The sequence below is a fragment of the Burkholderia sp. AU16482 genome (assembly GCF_002223285.1).
Lineage (GTDB): Bacteria > Pseudomonadota > Gammaproteobacteria > Burkholderiales > Burkholderiaceae > Burkholderia > Burkholderia semiarida.
Map to the genome: position 1 here is coordinate 893,760 of NZ_NKEY01000006.1, position 13,304 is coordinate 907,063.

At 69.5% G+C, this 13,304-nt stretch carries 11 protein-coding genes; 5 read left to right on the forward strand and 6 right to left on the reverse strand.

The window, feature by feature from the left end; all coding sequences use genetic code 11:
• Window positions 1-11: 11 nt before the first annotated feature.
• Window positions 12-791, reverse strand: a complete 780-nt coding sequence (locus CFB35_RS21415) for an alpha/beta fold hydrolase (RefSeq protein WP_059582256.1) — start codon at window positions 789-791, stop codon at window positions 12-14.
• Between the two features lie 142 nt (window positions 792-933).
• On the opposite strand from CFB35_RS21415, the gene CFB35_RS21420 reads away from it, so the two are divergent.
• Window positions 934-1,713, forward strand: coding sequence for a helix-turn-helix domain-containing protein (locus CFB35_RS21420; protein ID WP_059582253.1), 780 nt, complete (start codon window positions 934-936; stop codon window positions 1,711-1,713).
• A 434-nt stretch (window positions 1,714-2,147) separates the two neighbouring features.
• On the opposite strand, the gene pcaG is transcribed toward CFB35_RS21420, so the two are convergent.
• From pcaG to CFB35_RS21435, 3 genes are all read right to left on the reverse strand, one after another.
• Window positions 2,148-2,741 (reverse strand): protocatechuate 3,4-dioxygenase subunit alpha, encoded by a 594-nt coding sequence (pcaG, locus tag CFB35_RS21425; protein ID WP_059582250.1) that lies wholly within the window; start codon window positions 2,739-2,741, stop codon window positions 2,148-2,150.
• Window positions 2,742-2,744: 3 nt separating this feature from the next.
• Complete coding sequence (gene pcaH / locus CFB35_RS21430; RefSeq protein ID WP_011547893.1) at window positions 2,745-3,452, reverse strand: protocatechuate 3,4-dioxygenase subunit beta; 708 nt, start codon at window positions 3,450-3,452, stop codon at window positions 2,745-2,747.
• Window positions 3,453-3,730: 278 nt separating this feature from the next.
• Window positions 3,731-4,315: a YiiX/YebB-like N1pC/P60 family cysteine hydrolase gene (locus CFB35_RS21435; protein WP_059582246.1), complete on the reverse strand. Its 585-nt coding sequence runs from the start codon at window positions 4,313-4,315 to the stop codon at window positions 3,731-3,733.
• Window positions 4,316-4,435: 120 nt separating this feature from the next.
• On the opposite strand from CFB35_RS21435, the gene CFB35_RS21440 reads away from it, so the two are divergent.
• The 4 genes from CFB35_RS21440 (at window position 4,436) to CFB35_RS21455 (ending at window position 7,093) form a co-directional block, all read left to right on the forward strand.
• Window positions 4,436-5,173, forward strand: a complete 738-nt coding sequence (locus CFB35_RS21440; RefSeq protein WP_059582244.1) for a helix-turn-helix domain-containing protein — start codon at window positions 4,436-4,438, stop codon at window positions 5,171-5,173.
• A 76-nt stretch (window positions 5,174-5,249) separates the two neighbouring features.
• The gene (gene pcaQ / locus CFB35_RS21445) at window positions 5,250-6,236 is read left to right on the forward strand and encodes a pca operon transcription factor PcaQ (protein ID WP_059582242.1); all 987 of its coding nucleotides are present in this window, start codon (window positions 5,250-5,252) and stop codon (window positions 6,234-6,236) included.
• Between the two features lie 127 nt (window positions 6,237-6,363).
• Window positions 6,364-6,723: a type II toxin-antitoxin system RelE/ParE family toxin gene (locus CFB35_RS21450; protein ID WP_059583059.1), complete on the forward strand. Its 360-nt coding sequence runs from the start codon at window positions 6,364-6,366 to the stop codon at window positions 6,721-6,723.
• 73 nt (window positions 6,724-6,796) lie between these two features.
• Entirely contained in the window at window positions 6,797-7,093 is a 297-nt protein-coding gene (locus CFB35_RS21455) for an XRE family transcriptional regulator (RefSeq protein WP_006479223.1), read from the forward strand.
• 87 nt (window positions 7,094-7,180) lie between these two features.
• Here CFB35_RS21455 and CFB35_RS21460 read toward each other — a convergent pair whose 3' ends face one another.
• Complete coding sequence (locus tag CFB35_RS21460; RefSeq protein ID WP_059582239.1) at window positions 7,181-8,455, reverse strand: APC family permease; 1,275 nt, start codon at window positions 8,453-8,455, stop codon at window positions 7,181-7,183.
• Window positions 8,456-8,596: 141 nt separating this feature from the next.
• A complete protein-coding gene (locus CFB35_RS21465; protein WP_059582237.1) occupies window positions 8,597-13,060 on the reverse strand; it encodes a DEAD/DEAH box helicase in 4,464 nt (1,487 codons plus the stop codon).
• Between the last annotated feature and the right edge of the window lie 244 nt (window positions 13,061-13,304).

Here is a 13,304-nt window from a genome sequence, read left to right on the forward strand (position 1 = left end):
CGCGCGGCCGGTCAGCCGATCGCGACGGGGCGGGCCGTTGCGGCGAGCAGGAATGCTTCCATCGCCGCGACCAGTGCGAGTGGGGTTTCGTTCATCGGATAGTGGCCCGCGTTGCACAGCACGTCGACGCTGGCGAGCGGATAGCGTCGCAGATAGGTGCGGGCCATCAGCGCCGCGTCGAACGCCGGATCGTGCTCGCCGATCAGTACCTTGACCGGATGGATGCCCGTGATGTCTCCGCTGAAATCCGTATCGGCCCACGCGCGGAAGTACGCGCCGAATGCCCGCGCCGACGAACAGGCGGCCGAATACGCGGCTTTCCACTCGATCCAGGCGGCGGGCAGCCGGTTGCCGGTGCTGCGGTCGATGATGGTGCGGCGATCGGCGAGGTGGTCGGCAGCGCGCTCGAATAGCGCGCGTCGCGCGGCGTCGAACGGCAGACCGCCGCACGGGACGGGCGCGATCGGCACCAGCGCGCGCACGCGGTCGGGCGCGAGGGCGGCGATCTTCTCGATCGCCATGCCGCCCATCGAATGGCCGACCAGACTGAAGGTCGGGAAGCCGAGCGCGTCGGCGAGCGCGAGCGTGTCGGCGGCGATCTCGTCGATCGTGTAGTTGCCGCGGGCGTCGCGCATGCGGCCGTAGCCTCGGTAGTCCATGAATACATAGCTGAAGTGCTCGCGCGACAGCCACGCTTCGAGAGGTTCGAATGCGCGGGCGTCGCCGAACCAGCCGTGCAGCACGAGAACAGGGTGGGGGCCGTCCCCCACGCGATGAAACGTATTCGGCATGTCCGCTCCGATGAGGTTGCCCTCCGGCCGATCCGGCCGGCGGGTGTTGCGGCCGAGAGGTCGCGCAACGGTGGAGCGGATCGTAGATCGTTCGAAGGCGACCCGCCTTCGATATCGGGTCATTGATGATGGAATTCGGGCCGTGAGAAATACGCTGCTAGATCCTTACGAACACATTCCCCGGAGCGTGGTCGTGACCGCCAACGACTTTGCGGCGGGCACGACGTTTCCGGATCACGCGCACGTGCGCGGACAATTCGCGTTCGCGTCGCGCGGCACGATCAGCGTGTCGACGCCGCACGGCCGATGGCTGGTGCCGCCGCAGCGCGCGTGCTGGGTGCCGGCCGGCGTGCGGCACGAAATGACGATGACCGGGCCGGTCACGATGCTCAACGCATTCGTGACCGTCGACGCCGCGCAGGCGGCCGGGCTGCCCACCCAGTGCGGCGTGTATGGCGTGTCGCCGCTGCTGCGGCAACTGATCGACGATGCGATCGATTTGCCGGCCATGTACGACGTCGACGGTCGCGCGGGCAAGCTGATGGATCTGCTGGTTGCGGAAATCGCGACGATGCCGCGCCTGTCGCTGCACGCGCCGCTGCCGGCCGACGCGCGGCTGGCGAAGGTGTGCCGGCACCTGTTCGCGGCGCCGTCGATCGCGGCCGATCTCGACCGGGTCGCGGCCGACGCGGGCGTGAGCCGGCGCACGTTCACGCGGCAGTTCCGTGCGCAGACGGGTGTGAGTTTCGCCGCGTGGCGCCAGCAGGTGTGCATGCTCGCGGCGATTGCCCGCCTGACCGACGGGCAGCCGGTGACGCGCGTCGCGCTCGATCTCGGCTATGCGAGCGCGAGCGCGTTCACGTCGGCGTTTCGCCGCATTCTGGGCGACACGCCGAGCCGCTATCTGGAGATTCGTCGCTAGGATTCGGCACAGGCCACGCGCTTGCGTGGGCCGCCGCGCCAAAAAAATACGCGTCCGCCAACTTCGGCCAGACGCGTTCAAAGGCACTCTGTCTGAAAAAATGCGCGGGCCGCCTGCCGACGGCGTCGCGCATCATCCCTGTCATTGTTTCTTCGTACGATTCAATTCTGTCGGCTCGTTGCAGATAACGAAGCATACGCCGCATAACGCGCAAACGATATCGTGTCGCCCACATGATTGATGTGCTGTCGCAGCATGCGTTTCGATCGCGCGTTCGATCTCGGCACGGGAAGCCAATGACGCCAGACGTCCGCAGCCACCGTGCATCACGACGCGGCGCATCATCGAAGGCGGCCCAAAACGCCGTGTGGCGCGATGCCGGTCGGTATCGCGCCACACGGCGGTGCGGTGGCAGGCGAAGCCTGCCGCATGCGTCAAACGTCGAAGAATACGGTCTCTTCCGGCCCCTGCATGTGGATGTCGAAGCGGTAGACGACCGGGCGGCCCGGCTGCGCGTCGCGTTTCGCGACGAGCGTCGCGCGGCGCTCCGCCGGCACCGCGTTCAGCACGGGGTCGACCGCGTTCGCGGCGGCTTCGTCGTCGAAGTACACGCGGGTGAACGCATGCGTGAGGATGCCGCGCATCATCACCGTCACGTTGATGTGCGGCGCCTCGTCCGCGGCGACGCGGCCCGGCTTCACCGTCTCGACGACGAAGCGCTGCTGCGGATCGGTGCCCGTGCCGACCCGCGCGAAGCCCGTGAAGCCGGATTTCGCGACGTCGTCGCGCGACGCGGGGTAGCGGCCCGCGGCGTCCACCTGCGTGAATTCGAGCACCGCGTCGCCCACGACGTTGCCGTCGCCGTCGAATACCTGCCCGACCAGCAGCACATGCTCGCCTTCGGCGTGCGCGGCGGCGATCGTCGGCGTGAACAGGCTTTTCAGGTCGTAGCCGTATTGCTGCGGACACAGGCCGTACGCGAAGTACGGGCCGACCGTCTGCGAAGGGGTTTGCTTCAGCGTCGTCATGGTTCAGCGCTCCATCGGGGTGGCGTCGCGGCCGCGCAGCACGATGTCGAATTCGTAGCCGAGCGCATAGCCTTCTTCGGTAATGTCCATCGAGAAGCGCGAGATCAGGCGCTCGCGCGCGGCTTCCGGCGTGCCCTGGAAGATCGGGTCGTACGCGAGCAGCGGATCGCCGGGGAAGTACATCTGCGTGACGAGACGCGAGCCGAAGTAATCGCCGAACAGCGAGAAGTGGATGTGATTCGGGCGCCACGCGTTCGGATGGTTGCCCCACGGATACGCGCCGGGCTTGATCGTCAGGAAGCGGTAGCGGCCTTCGTCGTCGGTCAGGCAGCGGCCGGCGCCGAGGAAGTTCGGATCGAGCGGCGCGTCGTGCTGGTCGACCTTGTGCACGTAGCGACCGGCCGCGTTGGCTTGCCACACCTCGACGAGCGTGTTGCGCACGGGCTTGCCGCCTTCGTCGAGCACGCGGCCGGTGACGACCATCCGCTCGCCGAGCGGCTCGCCGTTCTTCACGGCGTTCTTCGTCAGGTCGTGGTCGAGCGCGCCGAGATCTTCCGCGCCGTAGACGGGCGCGTACTGGTCGCGCAGCTTCTCCTTCAGCGGAATCAGCGGGCGGGTCGGGCCGCGCTTCACGGATGAACGGTACTCGGGGTGAACATAGGCCGGATGCGACGGCCAGTCGCGCGGCGTGAGGATCGTGGGGGAATCCATCGGGCGTCTCCTGTCAGGTTTTTTCGCGAAGTGGATGGCACGACTTTAGCCAATCCGGAAAGTTATGCAAAATGACCTTTTTTCGCGAATCGCATAACAGTTCGTTATGTTTTTGCCCGCAATGAAAATTCCGCCGGACAGAAAGCCTGTCCGGCGGAAAAAAGCGATCGGGCTTCGCGTCGTCGGCGACGACCCCGTGCACGGCCCTCCAGCCAGCCCGTCACTGTTTTTTGTCGTTCGTTCTCGTTGTTATCCGGTCTCCCCGAGCGTGCCCGTCGTCATGGACGGCCGGGATCGAGCACGATCCCGTCGAATTCGAGCGCCAGCGTGCCGCTGCGCAGCAGGGCCGCGGGTGTCGCCGCGTGGCCGGCGCCGAGCACCTCGGTCACGTACCGCGTGCAGAAGCCACGCCGCGCCCGCGGCTTGAAGCGACTGCCGAGCAGCGCATCGATCCGCTGTTCGGCCAGCGCATGCGCGTGACGCTGCGCGTCGGCCGACGCCGCCGCGACACGGCGCGCCAGTGCGATGCGTCCGCCGTCGGTACGGGCGACGAAGCGCGACAGCGGCGTGAGCTTCGTCCACGCGAACGCCGCCGGCTCGGCGATCACCGGTTCGTCGCCCGACGTATCGACGACGATGCCGAAGCGATTGGCCCAAGTGCCCGATGTTTCGACCGAGCCGTTCGCACCGGCGGCGGCATCCGGCGCACCGGCCGGCACGCGGATGAACACCAGATCGCCGACATGCGCGCCGGCGGCCAGCGTGCGCACGGTGGCGAGCGGCATCGCGCGATCGGTGCCGCGCGCATCGCGCAGTGCGGTGTGGTGCGGTTCGCAGGCGGCTGTGTCGATTCGGGTGGTCATTTCGGCTCCGTCGTTGCGTGACAGGACGGAGCGGATTATGCAGACAAGTAACCCAAAGTGCTGATGTGGATGTGCGAGTGGCCTAATATTCGACCTCGAGCATCATTTTTCGATACCGCCATGACCGAGACCGCCCAACTCATCGAAACGCTGAAGCGCCAGTTGAAGGCGCAGGGCATGACTTACCGGGACGTCGCGCGTGCGCTCGACGTCTCCGAGACGAGCGTGAAGCGGCTGTTCGCGAGCGGCCGCTTCACGCTGGAGCGCGTCGTGGAGATCGCGCAGTTGCTCGGCTATACGCTCGCCGAGCTCGTGCAGGAGGCGTCGGCGTCCGCGCCGCGCCTGCGCGTGCTGACCGAGCAGCAGGAGGCGTTGCTGGTGTCGGACGAGAAGCTGCTGCTCGTCGCCGTTTGCGCGATCAACTACTGGACCGTGCAGGACATCGTGTCGGCCTACCGCCTCACGCAGGCCGAGTGCGTGAAATACCTGCTGATGCTCGACCGGATGAACGTGATCGCGCTGCTGCCCGGCGACCGGATTCGCGTGCGCGTCGCGCGCGATTTCGACTGGCTGCCGGGCGGGCCGATTCGCCGCTACTTCCATGCGCACGTGCTCGACGATTTTCTGGGCAGCCGCTTCGACGGCCCGGGCGAGACGATGACGTTCCTGCAAGGGATGCTGACGGATGCTGCCGCCGCGGAGCTCGAACAGGAACTGCGGCGGCTCGCCAGCAAGGCGGCGGCGCTGCACGCGGAGTCGTCGTCCGCGCCGCTCGGGCAAAAGCACGGCACGGCGCTGCTGATCGCGAAACGGATCTGGGAGCCGACCGGATTCCACGCGCTGCGGCGTCATGCCTGACGTCGCCGGAAAGCTTGGGCCTTTCCGGGAAGTTATGCAAAATGGCGATTCATCGTCATTCGCATAACCATCCGTTATGAACAACCGTATCGCCGACGGCCGCGTCAAATTCCGTCACCTGCAGTGTTTTCTCGCGGTCGCGCAACTGGGCGGCGTGCAGAAGGCGGCCGAAAGCCTGTCGATCACGCAACCGGCCGTGTCGAAGACGATCGCCGAACTGGAGACGATCCTCGGCGTGAAGCTGTTCGAGCGCGGCCGGCACGGCGCGCAGCCGACCCGCGAGGCGCAACTGTTCATGCCGCACGCGAACGCGTGCGTGCTGGCGCTGCGGCAGGGCGTCGGGCTGCTGGCACGCGAGGGCGGGGCCGCCGCCGCGACGCTGGAAATCGGCATGCTGCCGACCGTCGCGGCCTCGCTCGCGCCGGCCTTGATGAAGGCGCTGACCGCACGCTGGCCGCGCATCGTCGTGCGGATCGCGACGGCCGCGAACGCCGACTTGCTGGAGCGCCTGAAATCCGGGGCGATCGAATGCGCGATTGGGCGGCTGTCGGAGCCCGAACGGATGATCGGGCTCGCGTTCGAGCAGTTGTACAACGAGCCGCTCGCCGCGGTCGTGCGCGCCGGCCATCCGCTGCTCGCGAGCGCGGCGCCGGCCACCGAGCTCGCACGCTATCCGGTCGTGCTGCCGCCGTTCGGCACGTTGATCCGCCAGTCCGCCGAGCAACTGCTCGGCGCATGCGGCGCGCCGCCGCTCGATTCCTTCATCGAGGTGCTGTCGGTATCGGTCGCGCGCGCGCTGGCGCTCGAGAACGACGCGGTCTGGTTCGTGCCGCTCTATGCGGCGGAATACGATCTGTCGGCCGGCGCGCTGGCGCGCCTGCCGCTGCCGTCGGCGGGCACCGACGAGCCGGTCGGGCTCGTCCTGCGCACCGATGCGCAGCCGTCGCCCGTCGCGCGGACGCTGATCGATGCGGTGCGCGACATCGCGCGGTCGCGGTTCGGCGATGCGCGAGCGCCTCGGGCGCCACGCGCGGCGCGCAAGCCTGCTCGCGGCAAGCGTTGATCCATCGGGCCTGACGATGCGCCGGACCCGATCTCCCTTCTTGCCGCGGGATCGGCCATCCGGTCAGTAGCCGTCATCGGGGTGCTTGGCATATCGTACCGTTTTTGATACGATGGACGACAAGACGATGGCGAGACAGCAGATTCAGGTCACGCTCGGCGTGCGGTTCTTCCGGACGGCTCGCGGCAACGAGCCGGTGCGCGAATGGCTCAACGCGCTCGGGCGACTGGAGCGAAGGGCGATTGGCGAAGAGATCAAGACCGTTCAACTCGGCTGGCCGCTCGGCATGCCGCTGGTCCGGAAGATGGCGAAGGATCTATGGGAGATCCGCGTGACGGTGCCGGGGCGAAGCGCACGCGTGCTGTTCACGGTCGTCGGCGACACGATGGTGCTGCTGCACGGCTTCTTCAAGCAGTCGCGGGCTACGCCGTCGGACGATCTCGACGTCACCGTCGCGCGCCTGAAAGCGCTGACGCGCGCCATCTGAATTCCCCGGTTGTGCCGGACGCACCGTCTCCGACGGTCGGGCAGCCGGCAACGCCATGCACCTGGAGTACGACATGACGACCACGAACAATCCGTATATCGGCAGCGATTTCGACGCCTTCCTCGAAGCGGACGGCAACCTCGAAGCGGCCACCGCCACCGCGATCAAGCGCGTGATCGCTTGGCAGATCGGGCAGGAAATGAAGGCGCAGCACATCACGAAAACGGCGATGGCCGCGCGGATGAAAACCAGCCGCGCCGCACTCAATCGCCTGCTTGACGAAACCGACACGAGCCTCACGCTGGCGACGCTCGCGAGCGCGGCCGCCGCGCTCGGCAAACGGCTCAGCTTCGAGCTCGTGCCGGCCTGAGCGGCGCGAACGAACGGCGCGCGGCCGGATCGACGCGATCGTTCACGCGGCGAGTTGTCGAGCGCCGGCCCGCGTGCGCATGCCGGGTCATCGACGCGCTCGGGTGATCCGCAGATACAGCAACGCGCCGCCCGCGAGCAGCAGCGGGCACAGGAAATACCAGCCGGTCGTCACGAACAGCCCGGCCACCGCAATCAGCGAAATCCACGCGCAGCGATACGCGATCCCGCCGCGCGGCAGCAGCTTCAGCGCGGCCGCCGCGCCGAGCCCGTACACCATCACGAAACATCCGGACGTCACGAGCACGAGCGGCTTCGGCCCGACGTCCGACAGCGTCGTGGCGGCCAGCGCGATGGCCGCGAGCACGGCAATCACGCCGAGGCTGCGGCGCGGCACGCCGCCGACCTGGCTGCCCTGTGCGAGCCACGCAGGCAGCGCGCCGTCGCGTCCGAGCGCCGCGCCGAGCTTCGCCGCGCCGGCAAAATACGCGTTCATCGTGCCCAGTGTGAGCAGCAGCGCGGCGGCCGCCGCGAGCACCTGCGCATGGCCGCCGATGCCGCCCGCGATCAGTTCGGCGAGCGGCGCGCCCGATGCGCCCGCGGAAGGCCCGAGCACCGTTACGCTCGCGGCGGCGACCGACAGATACAGGAACCCGACGACCACGACCGCGATGCCGGCCGAACGCGGCATGTCGTGCGCGGGCCGGCGGAATTCGGCCGCGAGATGCGTGATCGCTTCCCAGCCGGCGAAGCTCCATACGAGCAGCGCGGCGGCCTGGCCGACCGCGAGCCAGCCGTGCGGGGCGAACGGATGCAGGTTCGCGGTGCGCGCATGCGGCGCGGATGCGAGCACTGCGGCGAGCAGCAGCGCGACGAGCAGCGCCGACAACACGAGTTGCATGCGGCCCGACACGGTGACGCCGAATGCGTTCGCGGCCGATACGACGGCGATCAGCGCGGCCGCCGTGACGATGATCGTCGTGTGTCCGCCGCCCGTGACAGCGGCGACGTAGGCACCGCCGAACATTGCGGCGGCCGGCGCGCCGGCCGGCACCGCAAAATAGAAGCACCAGCCGACGACGGCCGCGGCCTTCGGGCCGAATGCGCGCCGCGCGTAGGTCGACACGCCGCCCGCATCGGGATAGCGCGCGCCGAGTGCGGCGAAGGTGGCCGCGAGCGGCCCGGACAGCACGACGAGCGCGGCCCACGCGAGCAGCGAGGCCGGCCCCGCCACGTCGGCGGCGAGCGCGGGGAGCGCGATCACGCCGGTGCCGAGCACCGCGCCGATATAGAGCGCGGCGCCCTGGAAAATGGTCAGCGAACCCGCGTGACGGGCAGCGGGCGAATCGGCATGCGAACGCATGAGCGGCAGTCTCCGGAAGGTCTTGTTTTGTGTGGGCGACGCGCGGAAGTTCGCGCGGTCGATCGTTCGATGCTACCCGAACGAGGGTGCCCGCGCGGCGCGGCGATCAGTAGTCGGGTGCCGCGTGCGTGTCAGCCGATGTCAGCAGGAACGCGCGAGCCGCAAGCGCGCCTCCTCGCGCGCGGCGGGCGACAGGTCGGGCGCGTAGTGGAACGTACCCGATACCAGCGATGCGACGGGCACGCCGTCGCGGAACAGCACGCGATTGCCGGCCAGCGCCGGTACCTTGTCGCCGGGCAACAACGTGCCGGCGAGATTCAGCGGATCGGCGCCCGTCACGCAGATGTACTGTCCGTCGCCCGGTTGCCGCCGCAGTTCGCGCAGAATCGGGATGGCCTCGGGCAGCGCGAATTGCTCGCCCGCGAGCCCGGCGACGAAGCGTCCGCCGCGAATCTCGCCGCGTGCTTCGAGGCGCTGCAGCACGCGCACGAGTTCGCGCCAGCTCGGCAGCCAGTCGGCTTCGCGTTCGAGCAATCGCCAGAACACGACGCCGTAGCGGCGCAGCAGCGTCCATACGATATGTTCGAGCGCGTCGGGATCGGTCGTGGCGAGGCCGCGTTTCGCCGCGGGCGCGTCGCCGTCGGGCCGCGGATGACGCTGCACGAGCGCCCAGCGGCCCGCGTCGTCCATCCCGCCGATCAGTGCGCCGCCGCGCCGCGTGCGCGGCGCATAAGTCGCGCTGCGCTTGACGGCCGGCTTCAGCAGCGCGCGCAGGCCCGCGTAGCTGTCCGCATTCACGAGGCCGGCCGACACGAGTTCGCCGAGCGCCTGTTCGAGTTCGACGGGCAGCATGTGCAAGTCGTCGAGCAGCGCGTCGAAGAACATCGCGCCATGCGCGGCGAGCGCATCGCGCACTTGCGTGGCGCGTGCGGACAGCGTCGGTTGCGCATCGGGATCGCGCAGCGCCTGCCATGCAGAGAGATGGCGGCGCGGCAGCAGCACGATCGGCGTCGTCTTCACGGGCGTGCCGGCCGCGCGCGCCGGCGCGCCGATGCGCGTCCACACCAGCTTGCCCGAGCGGCACAGCTCGTCGAGGCCGCCCGCCGTGTAGTCGGTGAGCCGCGCGGGCAGCAGCGCGTCTTCCCACGCGCTCGCCGCCGCCTCGTAGCCTTCGAGCTGTTCGACCACGGCCGCCAGCGCGTCGCGGCCGGCGCCGCGCGTGTCGGGTGCCAGATGTTGCCAGTGGAACAGGAAGCGCATGAAATCGGCGCGTTCGACCGGCTCGATCTCGCGGCGCAGCCGCTTCACCGTATAGCGATGAATGCGCGCGAGCAGGTGGCGTTCGCACCATTCGTCGGTCGTCGCGCCCGGCGTGAAGCGGCCGCGCATCACGTAGCCTTCGCGCTCCAGCGCCGCGAGCGCCGTCGCGATCGACGCGGGCGGCAGGCCGAGCGGCGCGGCGATCGCATCGAGCGTCAGCGGCCCGAAGCCGGTGAGCCGCGCGCGGATCACGTCGACGAGCGCCGCATCGGCCTCCCACGGCTGCGCGCACGCGGCCGGCACTTTGAGCGTGGGTGTCGCGCGGGCGTCGGGATGCAGCGCGCGCAGGCAGACGAGCCGCTCGACCGGCACCCACAGCGCGGCACCGCCCGGCGTCGCGAGTTTCGTCGCGCGGCGGCGTTCCGCGAGTTCCGCGAGTCGCTCGGGCCAGCCCGCGTGCGCGTGCGCCTCGCCGTCGGCCACGCACGCGAGGGTGAGCAGTGCATCGTGCATTTCGTCGGCGTCGCGCACGAGCGGCCACGCTTCGTCGCGCACCGCGTCGATCGCGTCGGCGTCGAGCGCGCCGAGATCGTCGGCCGATTCGGGATCGCTCCAGCGGCGCGACTGCACGGCCTGCGTGCGGCGTTCCTCGAGCGGCGCATCGTCGAGGAACGCGTAGGGCTTCGCGTTCAGGATCTCGGCCGCGAGCGGCGACGGCGCGGGCAAGTCGCGCGCGACGAGCTCGATCGCGCCGCTTTCGATCCGGCGCAGCAGCGCGAGCCAGCCGTCGGTGTCCATCGCGTCGTGCAGGCAATCGTCGAGCGTCTGGTCGACGAGCGGGTGATGCGGAATCTCGCGTTCGCCGACGATGTTCTCGAGGCACGCGACCTGATCGGGGAACACCGTCGCGAGCAGGTCGTCGCTCTTCATCCGCTGCAGTTGCGGCGCGGTGCGCCGGCCGCCGGTGAAGCGCGGCAGCGCGAGCGCGGTGGTCGCGTTCCAGCGCCAGCGCACGCCGAACATCGGCGCGTCGAGCAGCGCCTGGATCAGCACGTGTTCGGCGCTGGCCGAACGCAGGTAGCGCCACACTTCGTCGAGCGCGAAGCTGTGCGCGAGCGACAGCGACAGGATGATCGCGTCGTCGGTCGCGGCGGCCTGCAGTTCGAAGTTGAAGCTGCGGCAGAAGCGCTTGCGCAGCGCGAGCCCCCAGGCACGGTTGATCCGGCTGCCGAACGGCGAATGGATCACGAGCTGCGTGCCGCCCGATTCGTCGAAGAAGCGCTCCATCACGAGCGTGTCCTGCGTCGGCAATGCGCCGAGCGCGGCGCGGGTGCGGGCGAGGTAGTCGGCGATCTGGCGCGCGGCGTCGGGCGACAGCCGGAGATCGTCGACGAGCCAGCGCAATGCGGGCGCGAGGCGGCTGTCGCTGGGGGCGAGCGCGGTGGCGGTTGAGGCTTGTGCGTCGGCTTCCGCTTTCGCATTGCTCACCGTGTTGCCGCCCGCGCGCTTGCGCCCGGCGGCGCCGGCCTGCCGGTCGCCTTCGGCGAACAGCGCGTCGAGCCGCGCGCGCAGCCGGCCGACCGCCGCCGACAACTCGTCACTGCGCCCGAGTCCTTCGCCGAGCCAGAACGGAATGCCCGGCGATTGACCGTGCGCGTCCTCCACGCGCACGCGGCCCGTTTCCACGCGAATGATCCGGTACGACTGATTGCCGAGCTGGAACACGTCGCCGGCCAGGCTCTCGACCGCGAAATCCTCGTTGACGGTGCCGACCTGGATGCCCTGCGGTTCGAGCAGCACCGCGTAGTCGGCCATGTCGGGGATCGTGCCGCCGGAGGTGGTCGCGGTCATCATCGCGTTGCGGCGGCCGCGCACCGTGCCGCCGACCACGTCGCGGTGCAGGTACGCGCCGCGCACGCCGCGACGGCTCGTGAATCCCTCGGCGAGCATCTTCATCACTTCGTCGAAGCGTTCGCGCGTCAGCCGCGCATACGGCGCGGCGCGCGTGAAGCTCGCATACAGCGCGTCCTCCTGCCACTCCGTGCACGCGACTTCGGCGACGATCTGCTGCGCGAGCACGTCGAGCGGCGCTTCCGGAATCCGCAGCGCATCGAGTTCGCCGCGTCGCACGCAGTCGAGCAACGCCGCGCATTCCACCAGCTCGTCGCGCGACAGCGGAAAGAGCCGCCCCTTCGGCACGCCGCCGACATGGTGCCCCGAGCGGCCGACGCGCTGCAGGAACGGCGCGATGCCGCGCGGCGAGCCGACCTGGCAGACGAGATCGACGTCGCCGATGTCGATGCCGAGTTCGAGCGACGCGGTCGCGACGAGCAGCTTCAGTTCGCCGCGCTTCAGGCGCTGCTCGGCGTCGAAGCGGTGCTCCTTCGCGAGACTGCCGTGATGCGCGGCGATCGCGTCCTTGCCGAGCCGGTCGGCGAGATGGCGCGCCATGCGCTCGGCCGTGCGGCGCGTGTTGACGAACACCAGCGTCGTGCGATGCGCGGCCGCGAGCCCGGCGATGCGGTCGTACACCTGTTCCCATACGTCGGTCGCCATCACCGGTTCGAGCGGCACGTTCGGCAGTTCGAGCGCGAGATCGCGCTCGCGCGTGTGGCCGGTGTCGACGATCGCGCAGTCGCGCGGCGCGTCGGCCGGCCCGCCGACGAGAAAGCGCGCGACCGCGTCGATCGGCTTTTGCGTGGCCGACAGCCCGATGCGCGGCAGCGCGCGGCCGACCAGCGCGTCGAGGCGCTCGAGCGACAGCGCGAGATGGCTGCCGCGCTTGGACGACGCAAGCGCATGGATTTCGTCGACGATGACCGAGCGCACGTTCGACAGCATCTGCCGCCCCGACGTGGACGACAGCAGCACGTACAGCGATTCGGGTGTCGTGACGAGGATGTGCGGCGCGCGCTTGCGCAGCGCGGCGCGCTCGGCCTGCGTCGTGTCGCCGGTGCGTACCGCGGTGCGGATCGCCGGCACCGGCAGGCCGAGCTGCGCGAGCGATTCGGCGATGCCGGCGAGCGGCGCGTCAAGGTTCACGTGGATGTCGTTCGACAGCGCCTTCAGCGGCGATACGTAGACGACCAGCGTCGCGTCGGGCAGCGTGCCGTCGTGCGCGAGCGCATCGCGCACCAGCTCGTCGAGCGCGCACAGGAACGCGGTGAGCGTCTTGCCCGAGCCGGTCGGCGCGGCGACGAGCGTCGAGCGGCCGGCCTTGATGTGCGGCCACGCGAGCGCCTGCGCGCCGGTCGGCGCGGCGAACGTGCGCGTGAACCACGCGGCGACGGCCGGGTGGAACACGTCGAGCGCACGGGCGGCGGGGTGGGGAGCTGTGACGTCCATCGGAGCGTTGAAATAGGGTGCGAGCGTGCGGACACATCGCACGCGAATCGAATCGTCAGTGTGCCAGACGCCGCGCGGGCGTGCCGGGCATGCGTGCCGACGATTCCAATGCAGATGGGGGCCTGCACCGCGCTTTCAATGGACGGAAAGTTGCGTGCCCGTCGGCACGCCGAGCGCGCGCTGAATTGTGTCGAATTGCAACTTGGGGGCGAGCCCCACGGCTGAATTTTCCGAAACACGGAAC

Excerpts from the sequence above, each read along its gene's own strand:
- CFB35_RS21455 (WP_006479223.1), top strand. The coding sequence starts at position 6,797 with ATGACGACCACGAACAATCCGTATATCGGCAGCGATTTCGACGCCTTC.
- pcaQ (WP_059582242.1), top strand. The coding sequence starts at position 5,250 with ATGAACAACCGTATCGCCGACGGCCGCGTCAAATTCCGTCACCTGCAG.
- CFB35_RS21415 (WP_059582256.1), bottom strand. The coding sequence starts at position 791 with ATGCCGAATACGTTTCATCGCGTGGGGGACGGCCCCCACCCTGTTCTC.
- CFB35_RS21440 (WP_059582244.1), top strand. The coding sequence starts at position 4,436 with ATGACCGAGACCGCCCAACTCATCGAAACGCTGAAGCGCCAGTTGAAG.
- CFB35_RS21460 (WP_059582239.1), bottom strand. The coding sequence starts at position 8,455 with ATGCGTTCGCATGCCGATTCGCCCGCTGCCCGTCACGCGGGTTCGCTG.
- pcaG (WP_059582250.1), bottom strand. The coding sequence starts at position 2,741 with ATGACGACGCTGAAGCAAACCCCTTCGCAGACGGTCGGCCCGTACTTC.
- CFB35_RS21435 (WP_059582246.1), bottom strand. The coding sequence starts at position 4,315 with ATGACCACCCGAATCGACACAGCCGCCTGCGAACCGCACCACACCGCA.
- CFB35_RS21465 (WP_059582237.1), bottom strand. The coding sequence starts at position 13,060 with ATGGACGTCACAGCTCCCCACCCCGCCGCCCGTGCGCTCGACGTGTTC.
- pcaH (WP_011547893.1), bottom strand. The coding sequence starts at position 3,452 with ATGGATTCCCCCACGATCCTCACGCCGCGCGACTGGCCGTCGCATCCG.
- CFB35_RS21450 (WP_059583059.1), top strand. The coding sequence starts at position 6,364 with ATGGCGAGACAGCAGATTCAGGTCACGCTCGGCGTGCGGTTCTTCCGG.